Source organism: Roseibium sediminicola (genome assembly GCF_023156505.1).
Classification (GTDB): Bacteria; Pseudomonadota; Alphaproteobacteria; order Rhizobiales; family Stappiaceae; genus Roseibium; species Roseibium sediminicola.
In genome coordinates this window covers 643,695-659,030 of the sequence record NZ_JALNMJ010000001.1, presented here as the reverse complement: position 1 = coordinate 659,030, position 15,336 = coordinate 643,695, and the positions used below count along the sequence as shown (strand labels likewise).

The 15,336-nt window shown below is 61.2% G+C and carries 16 protein-coding genes and 1 pseudogene; 6 read left to right on the top strand and 11 right to left on the bottom strand.

Annotation, left to right across the window (positions count from 1 at the left end; genetic code table 11):
- Positions 1–2: 2 nt before the first annotated feature.
- The 10 genes and pseudogenes from ahbB (M0H32_RS02920) to M0H32_RS02875 form a co-directional block, all read right to left on the bottom strand.
- Entirely contained in the window at positions 3–491 is a 489-nt protein-coding gene (gene ahbB / locus M0H32_RS02920) for a siroheme decarboxylase subunit beta (RefSeq protein WP_248150457.1), read from the bottom strand.
- Positions 488–943, bottom strand: a complete 456-nt coding sequence (locus M0H32_RS02915) for an Lrp/AsnC family transcriptional regulator (RefSeq protein ID WP_248150454.1) — start codon at positions 941–943, stop codon at positions 488–490. Before M0H32_RS02915 ends, ahbB (M0H32_RS02920) begins: the two co-directional genes overlap by 4 nt.
- On the bottom strand, positions 940–1,944 hold the full coding sequence (ahbB, locus tag M0H32_RS02910) for a siroheme decarboxylase subunit beta (protein WP_248150452.1): 1,005 nt from the start codon (positions 1,942–1,944) through the stop codon (positions 940–942). Before ahbB (M0H32_RS02910) ends, M0H32_RS02915 begins: the two co-directional genes overlap by 4 nt.
- 3 nt (positions 1,945–1,947) lie before the next feature.
- Positions 1,948–3,096 (bottom strand): cytochrome D1 domain-containing protein, encoded by a 1,149-nt coding sequence (locus M0H32_RS02905; protein WP_248150449.1) that lies wholly within the window; start codon positions 3,094–3,096, stop codon positions 1,948–1,950.
- On the bottom strand, positions 3,093–3,410 hold the full coding sequence (locus M0H32_RS02900) for a c-type cytochrome (RefSeq protein WP_248150446.1): 318 nt from the start codon (positions 3,408–3,410) through the stop codon (positions 3,093–3,095). The genes M0H32_RS02905 and M0H32_RS02900 overlap by 4 nt, the downstream gene beginning before the upstream one ends.
- On the bottom strand, positions 3,403–4,200 hold the full coding sequence (cobA, locus tag M0H32_RS02895; RefSeq protein ID WP_248150443.1) for a uroporphyrinogen-III C-methyltransferase: 798 nt from the start codon (positions 4,198–4,200) through the stop codon (positions 3,403–3,405). Before cobA ends, M0H32_RS02900 begins: the two co-directional genes overlap by 8 nt.
- A 203-nt stretch (positions 4,201–4,403) precedes the next feature.
- On the bottom strand, positions 4,404–4,823 hold the full coding sequence (locus tag M0H32_RS02890; protein WP_248150442.1) for a cupredoxin domain-containing protein: 420 nt from the start codon (positions 4,821–4,823) through the stop codon (positions 4,404–4,406).
- A 57-nt stretch (positions 4,824–4,880) separates the two neighbouring features.
- Positions 4,881–6,026 (bottom strand): ethylbenzene dehydrogenase-related protein, encoded by a 1,146-nt coding sequence (locus M0H32_RS02885; RefSeq protein ID WP_425607286.1) that lies wholly within the window; start codon positions 6,024–6,026, stop codon positions 4,881–4,883.
- 108 nt (positions 6,027–6,134) lie between these two features.
- Positions 6,135–6,626: pseudogene (locus M0H32_RS02880) on the bottom strand (NapC/NirT family cytochrome c); the annotation flags it as partial.
- A gap of 244 nt (positions 6,627–6,870) precedes the next feature.
- A complete protein-coding gene (locus M0H32_RS02875; RefSeq protein WP_248150441.1) occupies positions 6,871–8,547 on the bottom strand; it encodes a cytochrome D1 domain-containing protein in 1,677 nt (558 codons plus the stop codon).
- Positions 8,548–9,324: 777 nt separating this feature from the next.
- Here M0H32_RS02875 and M0H32_RS02870 point away from each other — a divergent pair.
- From M0H32_RS02870 to M0H32_RS02845, 6 genes are read left to right on the top strand one after another with little or no spacing between them, the layout of a single operon-like run.
- Positions 9,325–9,777, top strand: a complete 453-nt coding sequence (locus M0H32_RS02870; RefSeq protein ID WP_248150440.1) for a c-type cytochrome — start codon at positions 9,325–9,327, stop codon at positions 9,775–9,777.
- A 24-nt stretch (positions 9,778–9,801) separates the two neighbouring features.
- The gene (locus M0H32_RS02865; protein WP_248150439.1) at positions 9,802–11,172 is read left to right on the top strand and encodes a cbb3-type cytochrome c oxidase subunit I; all 1,371 of its coding nucleotides are present in this window, start codon (positions 9,802–9,804) and stop codon (positions 11,170–11,172) included.
- Positions 11,173–11,177: 5 nt separating this feature from the next.
- On the top strand, positions 11,178–11,987 hold the full coding sequence (locus M0H32_RS02860; RefSeq protein WP_425607282.1) for a CbbQ/NirQ/NorQ/GpvN family protein: 810 nt from the start codon (positions 11,178–11,180) through the stop codon (positions 11,985–11,987).
- 10 nt (positions 11,988–11,997) lie between these two features.
- Complete coding sequence (locus M0H32_RS02855; RefSeq protein WP_248150437.1) at positions 11,998–13,935, top strand: nitric oxide reductase activation protein NorD; 1,938 nt, start codon at positions 11,998–12,000, stop codon at positions 13,933–13,935.
- Positions 13,936–13,943: 8 nt separating this feature from the next.
- On the top strand, positions 13,944–14,510 hold the full coding sequence (locus tag M0H32_RS02850) for a cytochrome c oxidase subunit 3 (RefSeq protein ID WP_248150435.1): 567 nt from the start codon (positions 13,944–13,946) through the stop codon (positions 14,508–14,510).
- A 6-nt stretch (positions 14,511–14,516) separates the two neighbouring features.
- Positions 14,517–14,789, top strand: coding sequence for a hypothetical protein (locus tag M0H32_RS02845; protein ID WP_248150432.1), 273 nt, complete (start codon positions 14,517–14,519; stop codon positions 14,787–14,789).
- Here M0H32_RS02845 and M0H32_RS02840 read toward each other — a convergent pair.
- Positions 14,779–15,336 carry a DUF4202 domain-containing protein gene (locus tag M0H32_RS02840; RefSeq protein ID WP_248150428.1) on the bottom strand — a complete coding sequence of 186 codons (558 nt, stop codon included), beginning with the start codon at positions 15,334–15,336 and terminating at the stop codon, positions 14,779–14,781. The two genes, M0H32_RS02845 and M0H32_RS02840, sit on opposite strands and share 11 nt — an antisense overlap.

The window sequence follows — 15,336 nt, the reverse complement described above, 5'->3', positions numbered from 1 at the left end:
GCTCAAGCCTCCTTGCCGCGCAGGCGCATGCCGGTCTTTTTCAGGATGCGGGTGGAAAACAGGATGTCGCCTGCCCGGCTCGCACTGCCTAGCAGTGCCGAAATTTCGGTCCGCTTGGACTGGACTTCTTCACGGGTCTCGCCATGGACCATGGCAAAGAGATTGTAGGGCCAGTCCGGCAGGGCCCGCGGGCGGCGATAGCAATGGGTAACGAAGGCGAGCGCGCCCACCTTTTCGCCAAGAGCATCGACATGGGCATCGTCGACATCCCAGACCGTCATGCCGTTGGCCGTCATGCCGAGGCGATAGTGGTTGGGGGCGGCGCCGATCCGGCGAATGATGCCGTCCTGCTTCAGCCGTGTCAGTCGGGTGATCAGCTCCGCTTCCGAAAGTCCCAGATTTTCCGCGACCACGGCAAAGGGCGCGGGCACCAGCGGCAGGCCCGCCTGCGTTGCCTCGACGATCGTTCTGTCCTTTGGGTCCAAGCTCATGCTGTCACGCGGAAGCCTATGAAAAATTCGCGTTCTTTCGGAAACAGGAGAACCTTCAGGCCCGTGTCCCGCTCGATTGCAGCGGCGGTCGCGGCAATGGCGGCCTGGCTTTCGGTTGCCAGCACGAACCACATATTCAGCCTGTGGTCCCGTTCATAGTTATGCGCCACCTCGGGGTAGGCATTGACTTTGGTTAAGACCTCCTCGAAACGCTCCGCCGGAACAGCCATGGCGCAAAGGCAGAACGCGCCGCCGAGGGCCTCGGCATCAAAGAAAGGACCAAAGCGCGTCAGCAAACCATCGTCGCGAAGACTTCTGATACGGCCGACGACCTCTTCCTCGCTGAGGTCCAGCTCCCGCGCCAAAGCGGCGAAGGGGTGCGGCACCAGCGGCAGGTCATCCTGCAACCGGTTGATCAGGATCCGCTCCAGGTCTGAAAGAGCACGAGTCATGCGGCCACACCCCGGCGGGAAATCAGGGCGCCGGTCTGCTTGAAACAGCGGCTGGAGAACAGGACCTCCTGCGCGGCGCCCGCCACTTCCGGCAACCGGCGAACCCGCGCCAGCACATCCAGCGCCTCCTGACGGCTCCGGCCGTGGATCATGCAATAGAGCCTGTAGGGCCATTTGCCGGCGACGGGGCGGCGTTCATAACACAGCGTAACACCCGGAAAGGCGGCGAGCACGGGCCCGGCCGCGGTGATCCGCTCGGGTTCGATATCCCAAACGACCATGGCGTTGGAACGCCAGCCAAGCGCACGGTGTCGCACGATCACGCCAAGGCGCGCGATAATGCCGGAATTCTGGAGATCGGCAAGGCGCTCCAGAACATCGCTTTCCTGCCGGCGCAGGGCCTCCGCGATCCGAAGATAGGGACGCGTGTCGAGGGCAAGGCCCGTTGTCAGAGCCTGCAGGAGGTCATCGTCTCCCTCCCGCAGTCGCTCCAACCGGACCGGTCGGGGCGCTGTTGGCTGGGGCGCTGTTGGCCGGTCCGATCCGCCATTCAAGCTGAAACCGAGATCGATGTTGAACGGGCGGATGATGGGCAGGTCGAGAACGGCGAGCCCCGTTTCCGACCGGATGGTCTCCAGAACCTCGTCGACATGACCGCGGTCCGGACCCGTAGCGACAAACCAGAGGTTCCAGCGGTTTTCACGCAGATACGAATGATTGATGCCCGGTTTGGCGCCGACGATTTCAGCGACAGCCTCGATCCGCTCCTGTGGAACCGCCATCGCTGCCAGTGTGCTGGCGGAGACAGTATTGGGTGCGCAGGTTCCGCCGATGCGGGAGATTCTGCCGGCAGCGAGCAGCTGCGCGAACCGGCCGATGACGTCCTCTTCCGCCAGACCAAGGGCCGCACCGATTTCCGCGAAAGGTCTTTCGACCAATGGGAAATCCCGTTGCCAGTTGTCGAGCAGGGAAAGATCAATCGGATCGATGAAGCTGGTCATGGCTCACAACCCCGTCCTGTGTGCCCGGGCGGTAAAGAAGATGCCGGAGGGGCTGTCCGCGTCGATCTCGGCTTTCTTCTCGAAAGTCCGTGTGTCGTAGACCATGACCTTGCCGGCATCGCGGACCGAGACCCAGACCTCGTTGCCGCGCGGCGTGAACTCCATATGCAGGACCGCAGGACCGGGCTTGAATTCATGCACGACCGTCTTCGTCACCGTGTCGATAACCTGGATGATGTCGTTGAGCGGATGAGCGAAGTTCACCCAGACCTGACGTCCGTCCGGACGCGCCATCGCAAAGACGGGCTGCCCATGTGTCTGCGTGCGCCCGGTCTCCTCCAGCGTCTCTCCGTCGATCCACAGAACCTCGTGGTGACCGACCGCAGGCAGGACAAACTCGTTCCCGGCCTTCGCCCAGCCTTCCAGATGCGGCATCTTGTAGACCGGCATCTCCGCCTCGCCCCGGCCATATTCCGGCAACACCTTGATGGGCTTGGGTGTTTCCTCCCAGAGATCGAGCGCCGTCAGGCCGTCCTCGCCGAACAGGCCGGCGATATAGAGACGGCCATCGCCCGTGATGAGCGCGTCATAGGGATTGCGACCGATGCCGGCGATCTTGGTAATCTTCGGCTCGTCCTTGGACAAGTCGGCAATCCAGGTCTCGCCCGCATCCCACAGCGTGAAAACAAAACGGCGGCCGGGAGCATCGACGAGACCGATGGTTTTTGAGCCCGTGGGAATGTCGGCGACCATCTCCAGCGTATCGGCATCAAAGACCCGCACACCACCGGGTTCATAATTGGAGACGGCCACGAGCCTGCCATCGTCGGAAATGGCACCGCCGATGGCGTTGCCCGACTGGACGACGCGTTTTGCAATCGTCTTTTCGACCAGGTCTACCTTGGTGAGGCCGCCGTCGCGGCCGAAGACATAGGCAAACCGTTCGTCCGGCGAATAGACGAGGCTGGCATGGGAGAGATCGCCGAGACCGCCGATCCGCGCCAGCGCGGCACGCTCGGACTGATCGACCAGCAACAGCGCGCCCGAGGCGCGCTCAACGACGAGGCCTAGGTCACCTGTGGCGACGACATTCTGCGCCTGAGCAACACCTGTCAACATGGCCGCCAGCGCGACCCCGCAAAGCCACTTCATTTCAGGTCTCCCTCAAGCAGGTATTCGGCGATCCGTTTGGCATCGGCCTCGGACAGGATCGGCCGCCATGGCGGCATTGCGGTTTCCGGAATGCCGTCCAGAACAACCAGGGACAGCGTGTCGATATCGTAGTGGCGCAGCGCCTCCGGCCGGATGTCCGGGCCTAGCCCGCCTTTCAGCGTCATGCCGTGGCAGGAGCCGCAGTCCTGGCGCACAAGGTTGACGAGCTTGGCTGGCGAACCGGTTTCCTCCGCAACCGCGAGGCTTGTGATCACCAGAAGACAGAACGCAACTGTCAGCAGCGCCTTAAGCATGGATCCGCCTTCCGGCAGCTCCGCTGTCGGCCGTTGTCATCAGGGATTTGAGATCCTGAGCGGACCATTCCGCGCTCAAGGTCACGACCTTGCCGATGACAAAGAGCACGGGTGCCGTCAGTTCGGCGTCCCGCACGTCGAGCGCGATGCGGCCAAGCTGTGAAAAGAGTCTTTTTTCGCGTGGTGTGGTTGCGTTGGCGATGGCCAGCACGGGCGTCGTTTCGCTGAGGCCCTCGGCCACCAGCCGCATCGCGATCTGGCCCATATTGGCAACGCCCATATAGACGACCAGGGTCGTTTCCGCGCTGGCAAGGCTGTTCCAATCGAGATCCAGAGTACCGTTGGCCTGCCTGTGGCCGGTGACATAGCGCACGCCTGTCGCCAGCCCCCGATGGGTCAGCGGCACGCCCGTCGCTGCCGCGGCGCCCTGCGCCGCCGTGATGCCCGGTGCATATTCAACGGCAATGCCATGAGCGGCAAGATGCTCCGCTTCTTCCGATCCGCGTCCGAAGATCAGCGGATCCCCGCCCTTGAGCCGGGCGACCGTCCTGCCTTCAAGGGCAAGATCGACCAGGATCTTATTGATCCTTTCCTGGGGCACGGGATGATTGTCGGCGGATTTTCCGACCGGCACCTTCAAGACCCCTTCAGGAGCAAGCGCCAGGATTTCCGGCGAGACGAGCCGATCGAAGACCACGGCGTCCGCCGCCTGCAGCATGCGCATCGCCCTGAGCGTCAGGAGTTCCGGGTCCCCGGGTCCCGCGCCGATTAGAAAGACTTTTCCAGTCATGAGGACCTCGCTTCTGCTGAAATCAGTCGGCCATCCGGTGCGAAGCGCCGGAGCGCTGTCGTTTGTCGAAAGGACGCCTTGGCACGGCAACGACAGTTTTTGTTCGGCGCTTCGCGGAACCATGATTGCCTGTTTCAGGTGCAGGTTGATTGACAATAGTCAAGCTGCCCTGGCTCCGCGAAAATTGGGATAACTACCTGAAATTATTCACCTACCGAGACCATTCCGATCATTTCCTGTGTTTCCCAGTGAGGACCGCACAGATAGGTCTGGTCTCCCGGGCTCAGGAACGTGAACTCAAAGGTTTCTTCCGGAAACAGCCGGTCGGATTCCGGTACGCCTTCTTCTTTGAGCACGATGGAGTGACTGGTGCGCCTGTCGACATTCACCCAGCGCACCGTGGTGCCGACAGGGACCGAAAGCTTTGGCGGGCAGAAGCGGTACTTGAACATCTTGACGACGGTTACGCCCTTCTCATCCGCAGAGGGATGACCGAACATGTCCGTATAGCTTTCTTCGGCCTGCGCGCACAGCGCAGCGAGGTCTTCCTCTCCGGCGAGAGACGAGCCCGCGGCCGCGAGTGACAACAGAGCTGCGGAAACGATGGACTGGACAAAACGCATTTCGCTTCTCCTGTTCTGATACGGAAAGGGCGGCAGTCTCCTGCCGCCCTGGGGTTACTACTGCTTGGTGACGTTGATCTGTGCCGTGTCATCATCCAGGGCGAGGCTCGTGTTGAGCGTCACGTGGTGGAAACGAGCGGCGGCAAAGTCATCGTGGATGGCGAAGCCGACCGTGTAGGTCTTGCCAGGTTCGAGCGGGATGTCGCCCGGTGCCCCGGAAGCCAGCGGCCGCGAGAAGACAACGGTCCAGACGCCGGCTGAAAGATTGGCTTCCGCCGACATTTCACCGTCATTCACCACCCGGCGCTCCAGAAGGTAACCGTTGCTGGCCGTGCCATCCGCATAGACCCGCAACAGATCCAAATAGGCGCCATCCTGGAACAGCTGGCTGATTTCTTCTGCGCTCTTGAGCTTGTCCCAGCCACCTTGTGCCTTGCCACCCCGGCCTTTGATCTCGACCTTTGTCCGGCTTTCGGTCAGATATTTGGTAATCTTTTCCGATGCTTCCAGACGGCTGGCGACGTCGGCATTTCCGGCGATCGCGTCGGCGCCCGGGTCGAATGGCATATAGGAATTGTCAGCGTGGCAGGACGACCAGCACCCGGTTGTCGCACCCAGTTCAATCCCGGTGCCCGCGATCATCATCGCAACCTTGATCTGGTTGTCGGGGTCCATCTTGCCGCCGTCGACAAATGGAGCCGGGTTGTGGCCGGCATCGGGCCACTGGAGACGCACATAGAGGTTCTGGTCGTCATGGGCGGCCTGGATTGTCGCGTTGATGATACCGCGTTTGCCCGGGATCGGTGTCGGCTCAAGATCTCCACCCGCGACGATCTTGGTGCCGATGGCTTCCAGTTCCGCGGCGTGACAGGTGGTGCAGGCGTCGCCGCCCTTGGTCAGCGGACGGGCACCGCCATGGGTCTTGCCATTCTGCACCCATTCAAAGGACGCCTGGCCCGGATAGAACAGGGTCATGTCCGCCGCCGGAACAGCATTCCAGTCAACATTTGCTGCAACGGTTCCCGTTGCCGCACCGTCGCCGGCGGTTTCACCATCTGCACTTGCGCCCGCATCATTTGCCGTGGCGCGTTCTTCGGCAACAGCCGCGTCAACGGCCGCCGCGATTTGCGCCTGAACGGCTTCCTGATGGGCCTTCTGGGCGGCTTTGGCAGCGGCGGCTTCCTCAGCCTCCTTGTTGACGATACGCTCTAGGCTGGCGATGTATTCCGCCGGGACCTCGCGTTTGAAGGCCGGGTTCGGTGCTTCCAGCTTTTCAAGATACTCTTCATCCGCGCGATCGCGCAGGTCGGAGTGGGCAATGCCCTTGTGGCAGTCGATGCAGGTCTGGCCCGCTTCCATTGCATTCAGGTGCTGCTGGCGTGCGCGCGGTCTCTGGAATTCGGGCATCATGGATTCGAAATCGTGACAGTTGCGGCACTCGCGAGAATCGTTGGCCTTCATGCGCTCCCATTCGTTCTGGGCAAGCGACAGTCGTTTGGCCTCGAATTTTTCGGGGGTGCTGATGGTGCCGACCATCTTGCCCCACAATTCCTTCGAGGCCTGTACCTTGCGGATAATCTTGTGGGTCCAGTCTTTCGGTACATGGCAGTCGGAACACATGGCGCCGACGCCGGACCGATTCACATCGTGGATCGTGCCCTTGTATTCTTCATAGACAAAGTCACGCATCTCGTGACAGGAGATACAGAATTGCTTCGTGTTGGTGGCTTCCATTGCGGTGTTGAAGCCGCCCCAGAAAATGATACCGGCGACAAAGGCGGCCGCGGCCCCTCCGATCGGCATGCCCCATATCAGGTACCTGCGCCAGATCGGCTTTTTCTTGTCACCTTGGCTGCTCTCGGTCATGTCCAGGCTCCGTGTTCATGTTTCTCCGCCTCACCCCTGAAAGGGCAGGCAGCGATCGCATCGCGGGCGCAGGGAACGTCTCCGTTTTTCCGGGGTAACCATCTTTCGATGCAGTCCCGACACCGCTGGCAAAAAGAAGGGCGGGCGATGAGCCCGCCCTTCTGACGCTTGGCTGTTGTCGTTAAGTGACGTGGTTCGAACGGTTGTAGACGTTGAACTTGCCGGTCGGGGCAAAGAGACCCTTGATCCGGGTTTTTTCTTCAAGTGTCTTGGCGTCGTAGACCACGATCTCGCCGTTTGGCTCTTTTGAAGTCGCACGGTTCCACTTGGAGACCCAGACTTCCGAACCGTCCTGGTTGAATTCGAAGTGAACGGCGACGTTCCCTTCTTCATCCGTAACCTGGATGGTCTTCACGATCTCACCGGTTTCCTTGGAGATGACCTGCACCGACTGTTGCACTTCCGGCTCCGGATGCTTGGTCTGGTCGGCCCAGATGTAATCCGAGTCCGGGTGCGTTCTGATGAACAGGCCCGCGCCGTCGGTTTCAACTTCGTAGCAGACCTTCCAGGCATCATCCGGACGGTTTTGCGGATCGTTGCCCCACACCGTGACAGTGCCTTCACCGAGGTGAGTGGTGCCGGCGACCGGACCGCAATTCGGATCATTCCAGTTCGCGCCCGGGCCGGGATGCGGCAGGGCTGCCGTGTCGATCATTGCCTCGAGCTTGTGCGTTTCCGTGTCGACCACAACCATCTTGTTCGACGCGTTTGCGGCGATCTGGAAGTAGCGGCCGGTTGGATCGAAGAAGCCGTCATGCAGGAACTTGGCGGAATTGATCTTGTCGATCCGGAGGTTGTCCAAATCGGTGTAGTCAACTTGCCAAAGCTGACCGAGTTCCTTGACAGCAACAATCCAGGTCGGCTCGTTCGGCGTGGTGTAGATCGCCGCCACGCGGCTTTCTTCCACATAGTCGCCGTCGACATTGACGCCGCGCGTGGAGACGACTTTTTTCGGCTCCATTGTTTCGGCATCGACGATTGCGAAATGCGGTGGCCAGTAGCCTCCACCGATCACGTATTTTCCATCGCCGGAAACGGCCACATCGCGGGCGTCATAGGCGATCTTCACTTCGGCAACCAACATGTTCTCCGGCTTCTGCCAGAGATCGATCTTCGTCATCTTGCCGTCGCGGCCCATCGTGTACCAGAAGCGGCCCGGATTTTCCGGTTCTTCCAGCTTGTGGTGCTCGGAGGCCTTCAGGACGTGAACGGCATAGCCGGTTGGAATATGGGCCAGAACTTCCTTGGTGTCGCCATCGATAACCGCGACCTTGCCGACGTCACGCTCGATGACCACGAAGAAGTTTTCCCAGTTCCGGCCGTGAAGCGGCTCGGTCGGATAATCCTTGGGCTCGACATAGACCTTTCGGGTCGCCTCCATCTGCGCCAGCGACATTTCCGGCGGTTTGGGCGGCTCCATCATGATGTAGGTCGCCATGTCCTTGATTTCCTGCTCGGTCATGATGTCCGAGAAGTTGTTCATGCCGCCTTCGGTGCCCCAGGAAATGATCTTCTCAAGCCGCTCCTGGCCAAGCTTCAGCGTGCCGCCCTCTGTCACGGTGCCGTCGGCCGCGGTCTTCTTCCAACTCGGTTCCAGGTTCTTGCCGGTTGCGCCCTTGCGCAACACGCCGTGACAGCCCGCGCATCTTTCGAAATAGAGCTGCTTGGAACTTTCAAAGGCCTCCTCGCTTAACGTTGGGCCCTCTGCAAGGGCAGGCACCGCCGCGCTGCCCAATAACAGCGCGAGACTGGCCGCTAGCGCGGGTCCTGTCCTTGTCTTCAGTCTTGGATGTGACATTTTCAAACTCCAAATGCTGGTGAGGCAATCGCGAGCCTTAAGCAATCGCGGTCCCCAATCCTTGACTTTCGTTAAGATGAAAGCCCCGAATTTTTTCACCCCCTTTCTTCATCGATGAAACCGGCATCGAAGCGGCTTGGTTTTCTTAAGGTTTGCCTTGTGCCATCCTCAGTAGACTGGAAGCGATCCGACCGCGTTTAGGGCACTGTTCAGCAGGAAACATGTTGCCGGACGCCATGGTTTTTCGTTCAAAAGCTGCGAAGCAGCCGACGCGTCCCCGAATACGGCCTCAGGTGGCCCGCTCCGGTCCGCCGGATAGCGCTGCCTGCTTGAATGTCCAGCCAGGCCGTCCTGCGCTATGCGCCTGGTGGAGTGAAATTGACATTTGCTCTCGTGCTTGCGGCAAATGGATGCAAATGTCAGAAACGAACCGCTAGCCGGCCTAGCGATTACCCGCCGTGCAATGTCCTTTTTTACGCTGCGCATGAAGACCGCAAATCTACTGCGGCGCGGTTTGTTTGTTTTCATCTTGACTTTGGTTAAGGAAAACCGGTCTCGCGCTGTCACCCTCCGGCCTGGGGTACGGACCCATAAGAGTGTTCTTTCAGGCGTGGTTCGAGCGTGGCACGTTCGAGGCGCCACGCGGAGGCGGGGCGCAATGGTGTCCACCGCGTACCGAAATCCGGTTCGCGTCCAGTGGATCGCTCAGGCAACAGCCTGAATGCACGATCTTATGTGTCCGTACCCTCGGATCAACTCGGGGGAAAGGAGCGCGCGATGCGCGAAGTCATGACCAAAAGCATGGCCCGAAACATATTTTATGGCGGGTCACTGTTCTTCATAGTTATCTTCGTGGGGCTGTCGATACACAGCCACCTCTACATTACCGGCACATCGACCGATCATGCAGGCATCACGGAAAGCGTGGCGGCCGGCAAGCGCGTCTGGGAAGACAAAGCCTGCATCAACTGTCACACGATCTTGGGGGAAGGTGCCTATTTCGCACCTGAAGTCGGCAACGTGATGACCCGCTGGGGTGTCCTCGACGATCCGGATGCGGCCTTCGATACGCTGAAAGGGTGGATGGAAGCCATGCCGACCGGCATCGAGGGCCGCCGGCAGATGCCGCAATTCAATCTCACGGACGAGGAAATCCGCGATCTCGCCAATTTCCTGATCTGGACCAACAAGATCAACACTCAAAACTGGCCGCCGAACGACGCCGGTTGATCTTGAACGCGAAGGAAACCCAAGATGAAATATCAATCCCAAAAGGTCGCACTGGCGTATTTCGCAGTGGCGCTTGCCCTGTTCGCCGTTCAGGTTCTGGGCGGTCTGCTGGCCGGCTGGATCTATGTGTCTCCGAACTTCCTGTCGGAGCTGCTTCCCTTCAACATCGTGCGCATGCTGCACACCAACAGCCTGATCGTCTGGCTGCTGCTGGGCTTTTTCGGCGCTGCCTATTTCCTCGTTCCCGAGGAAGCCGAACGGGAGCTCCACTCCCCCAAACTCGCCTATCTGCAGCTGGCCGTCCTGGTGATCGGCACGCTCGGCGTGGTGCTCACCTATGTCTTCAACCTGTTTGAGGGCAACTGGCTGTTGGGCAAAGAGGGCCGCGAGTTCATCGAGCAGCCCAAATGGGTCAAGGTCGGCATCGTCGTCGCGGCGCTTATGTTCCTCTACAACATCACCATGACGGTGCTGAAGGGCAAGAAGACCGCGATCACCAACATCCTGCTGCTCGGCCTGTGGGGCCTGGCGCTCTTGTTCCTGTTCAGCTTCTACAACCCCAGCAACCTGTCGCTCGACAAGCAGTACTGGTGGAACATCGTGCACCTGTGGGTGGAAGGCGTCTGGGAACTGATCATGGCCTCGGTCCTGGCCTACCTGATGCTGAAACTGACCGGCGTCGACCGCGAAGTCATCGAGAAGTGGCTCTATGTCATTGTCGCCGCCGCCCTCTTCTCCGGCATCCTGGGCACCGGCCACCACTATTACTGGATCGGCACACCCGGCTACTGGCAGTGGATCGGCTCGATCTTCTCTTCCCTCGAAGTCGTTCCCTTCTTCGCCATGATGTCCTTCGCCTTCGTCATGGTCTGGAAAGGCCGGCGGGACCACCCCAACAAGGCTGCGCTGCTTTGGTCGCTCGGCTGTGCCACGCTCGCCTTTTTCGGCGCCGGTGTCTGGGGATTCCTGCACACGCTGCACGGGGTCAACTACTATACCCATGGCACTCAGATCACAGCCGCCCACGGACACCTGGCCTTCTTCGGCGCCTATGTGTCCCTGAACCTGGCGATCATCAGCTACGCCATGCCGCTGCTGCGGGGACGGGACCCCTATAACCAGGTCCTCAATATGGCGTCCTTCTGGCTGATGGCCGGCGGCATGACGTTCATGACCTTTGTGCTTACCTTCGCCGGCACAGTGCAGACGCATCTGCAGCGGGTGATGGGCGAGTACTTCATGGAGGTCCAGGACCAGCTCGCCGTGTTCTACTGGATGCGGTTCGGAGCGGGCGCTGCCTTCGTTCTCGGTGCCTTCCTGTTCATCTATGCGGTTGCCGTGCCCCGGCGCGAAGTCATCCAGCCGGGTGAAGCAGCCGGCGTTCCAGCGGAGTGATGGATATGGATGCCAGTGTCTCCATGGCAAAGGGGGCGGCAAGCGCCCCCTTCTACCTCTCGCAAGGCGACGAATGCGATGTCTTCGAAGCTGCGCACAGAAACGGCCTGCCGGTTCTGCTCAAGGGACCGACCGGCTGCGGCAAGACCCGCTTCGTCGCCCATATGGCGGCAAAGCTCGGCCGCAAGCTCTACACGGTCGCATGCCATGACGACCTTGCCGCCGCGGATCTGATCGGCCGGTACCTTTTAAAAGGCGGCGAAACTGTCTGGGTCGACGGACCGCTGACCCGGGCCGTCCGCGAGGGCGCGATCTGCTATCTCGACGAAGTGGTGGAGGCCCGCAAGGACGTGACCGTTGTGCTGCACCCCTTGACCGACGACCGCCGGACCCTGCCGATCGACCGGACCGGCGAGGAACTGGTCGCGGCACCCGGCTTCATGCTGGTCGCCTCGTATAACCCCGGTTACCAGAACATCCTGAAAACTTTGAAACCCTCCACCCGGCAGCGTTTCCTGTCGCTCGAATTCGACTTCCCGCCCGCCGATCTCGAAACCGAGATCGTCAGCGAGGAAAGCGGCCTCGACCGGGACCGGACAGCCTCTCTGGTCCGCCTGGCCGGCAAGTTGCGCGCACTCAAGGGCCAGGATCTTGAAGAGGGCGTTTCGACCCGCCTGGTCGTCTATGCGGCCACGCTGATTGCCCAGGGCATGCCGGTCGAACGCGCGATTGAAGCGGCGATGATCGAACCGCTGACCGACGATGAAGACGTGAAACGCGGGCTCCTTGATCTTGTTACGGTCGTGTTTGGGTGAGGCCGGACCGATGGGCAGGATCGACTTCGAGCCATGGGAACCCGAGGAAACCGTCGGGAAACTGTGGCACGCGTTTGCAAGCCGCCTCGATGCACCCGAGGTGCATCATGGAGCCGCGGTCGGCCTCAATGAGGTCGGCGGGCGGCTTGCTGTCCTTTTCCGCGGACTGGGAGGCGCTCACAGTGTCGAGCTCCGCCCGGTCAGCGAGGAAGTCTCGCGTCACCGCCTCGGATTTCTGAGACGGCTCGGCACGGAAGCCGAGACCGTGGCGCGTACCAGTTTCGACGGAGAAATCCTGCGGCTGCCCGCCAGCCTCGCGATTTTTCCACAAAGGGAAGCCAATGCCGCACTTTATTTCTGGCTGACGGCGCTGGCAGCCCATGCACCGGTCCACGTCGCCGAGCACGATCCGCTTGCCGCGGATTTGCGAGCCCTGCAGGTAACAGGCACCATGGTCCGTGAGACCCTCGACCAGGCGCCGGGCCTGCGTGATCTATATGCCGCGCTTTGCCGGCAATCGCTTTTGCAGCGACCAGACGCCAAGCTGCCCGAGCTGGAAGCCAGGATCGAAAGAATTGTCCGCCACAGGCTCGGCGATCCGGCCGAATTGCCACTGGATGTCCGGGACCTGCAGGAACAGATCGATGGCGGTGCATTCGAAGATGTAGCCGCCCCGCGCGGTTACCGTCCTTTCCGCCCGGTTGCACTCTGGCCGGACCTGCGTTTGGTTACCTTTTCCGCAGGTGACGAGGTCGAGAACCGGGAAACCGAGGGGACCCGGGAAGAAGCTTCCGGCAAGACCGTTCGCGCCCGCCGCCGCAAGGCCGATCAGGCGGAGCGCAAGGACAGTCTGATCCTGCACAAGTTCGAGGCGATCCTCAGCTGGGCGGAATTCCTCAATCTCAACCGCCGCGTTGACGACGACGACCACGACAGTGCCAAGAAGGCCGCCGAAGAGCAGGAAGAGATCGGCCTCGGCCAGATTTCCAAGGCGCCGGCCACAAGACTGAAGCTGCATCTCGACCTGTCGCCGGAAGATGTCGACCGGGAACGCCTTTCAGGCAGACATCTTTATCCCGAATGGGACGCGCGCAGCGGCGCATACCTGCCGGATCATGTCTGCGTTCTGACAAGCCTTGCCGAGGCGGACCCGGAAAAAGCCGCGATCACCCAGGACGACCGCGCCGCCCGCCGCATCCGGGCCGTGAAAAAACAGTTCGAGGCCCTGCGACCTGGCCGGGTGACGACACGCGGCCATCTGGAAGGCGATGCGCTTGATCTCGACGCAGTCGTCCGCTCCGAAGCCGAGCGCTCCGCCGGCGGCGCCGGATCCGAGCGGATCTGGCTGCAGACACGGCCAGAAGCGAGAGACCTGGCGGTCTCGATCCTGCTCGACGTCTCCCGCTCCACCGAGAGTGCCGTTACAGGGCGCGCCGTGATCGATATCGAACGCGAGGCGCTGACGGCACTCGCCTGGGGCCTGAATGCCTGCGGGGACGATTTTGCGATCACCGCATTCTCATCACTGAAGCGCCACCGTGTCTACCTTCAGACCTGCAAGCGGTTCGGGGAACCGATGACCAAGCTGGTTGAGCAGAGAATAGGTGGGCTGAGACCCGGTTTCTACACGCGGCTCGGCGCCGCCATCCGCCATGTCTCCAGGGATCTTGCAGCCCAGTCCCGCAAACGCAGGCTCCTTCTGGTCATCACGGACGGCAAGCCGAACGATCTCGATCACTATGAAGGCCGCCACGGCATCGAGGATACAAGAATGGCTGTCCACGAAGCCCGGCGCGCCGGACAGTCGGTCTTTGGCGTGACCATCGACAAGTCTGCAAAGTCCTGGTTTCCACGGCTGTTCGGCCAGGGCGGATTTGCAGTGATCCCGCATCCGGACCGGCTGACCCAGGCCCTGCCTCAGATCTATCGCCAGATTGTCGGAGGATAAAACCGGCCGTGCATGCACCCGCCCCCAAACCCGATGCCGGACTTCTGGATGACCTGCCCGGCGAACTGATGATGTGGGTGCTGATTGTCAGCGAGCTGCTCGTCTTCGGCGCCGGGCTCGCCGCCTTCCTGAGTGTCCGGATCAGCGATCCCGCGGGTTTTGCGGCAGCAAGGGCGGCGCTCGATCCGGCTCTTGCCGGCATCAACACCGTCGTCCTCATCACCAGCGGTTTTCTCGCCGCCAGGAGCCTCGACCTGCGCCTTGGCCTGAAACGGGCGGCGGCCCGCTGGCACCTTGCCGGCGCGATGCTTCTGGGCGCTGTCTTTCTGGCGATCAAGTTCCAGGAATACGCAGCGAAGGCAGCGGAAGGCATTTCCACGGACACCCATGCCTTCTTCACCTTTTACTATCTGCTCACCGGGTTCCACGCGGCGCATGTTGTCGCGGGCATCGTTCTTCTGGGGCTCGTCGCCTGGAAGGATGCCCCGCGCAACATCGAGGCCGGAGCCGCCTTCTGGCACATGGTCGATCTCGTCTGGGTGCTGCTCTTTCCGGTGATCTATGTATTGGGGTAGGCGCCGATGACATCCAATCCGCTTTTTCTCGCCTGGCTCACCTTGATGAGCCTCGGCATCGCCGCCGTTCTGGTGACGGCTGGCGGCGCGGAATTCTTTAGCCCCGTCCTCTTCGGTGGCCTGCTCCTGCTGCTGGCCTGGGCCAAGGCACGGATCATCCTGTCCCGGTATCTGGGCCTTTGGCAGGCTCCCGGGTGGCTGTCGGGTTTCAGCTGGGTGATCGGCCTCTTTTGCGTGTTGCTGCTTTGCCTTTACGCCGTTGCGGGTCTCAGCCGCTGAAGGCGGCGGCGAGCGGTTCCGGCAAATCGAATTCGGCCAGCACCCGCGCACGGCCATCATCCGACATCTTGCAGGCGGTCTTCTGCACGATGTCAAGCACCTTGGCGTCCTCGTGTTTGGCGGCGAAGGGCGCGAAATACCATTTCAGGAAAACAAAGCAGATCACGTCTTCCAGCGCCTGCACGTCCGCGTCCCGCTTGAGGCCCTCCTTGCGCAGCATCCTGGCCGCGGCTTCAATTGCATTGTCCGAATAACCCGCCGCCGCCATGATCCCGCCGACGCGATCCGCATGATGTCTTGCAAGATCCCGGCGCCAGGCGTGATAACCAGCCTTGCCTTCTGGGTAGGCACTGCGCGGAGAGGTCCAGCGCTCGATATGCTGGCCTCTGGCCGCGATCTTCAACGGATCGGCGGCCTGCGGGAAAAGCCGTCCGAGCTCTTCACTCATCCGCCGTCCATAGAGCAGGGCCGCCGGCTCGCCGTCTTCCAGATTAGGATCGGCCGCATTGGCGGCATCGATTTGTTCAAGCGCGGTTTCCAGTTTCAT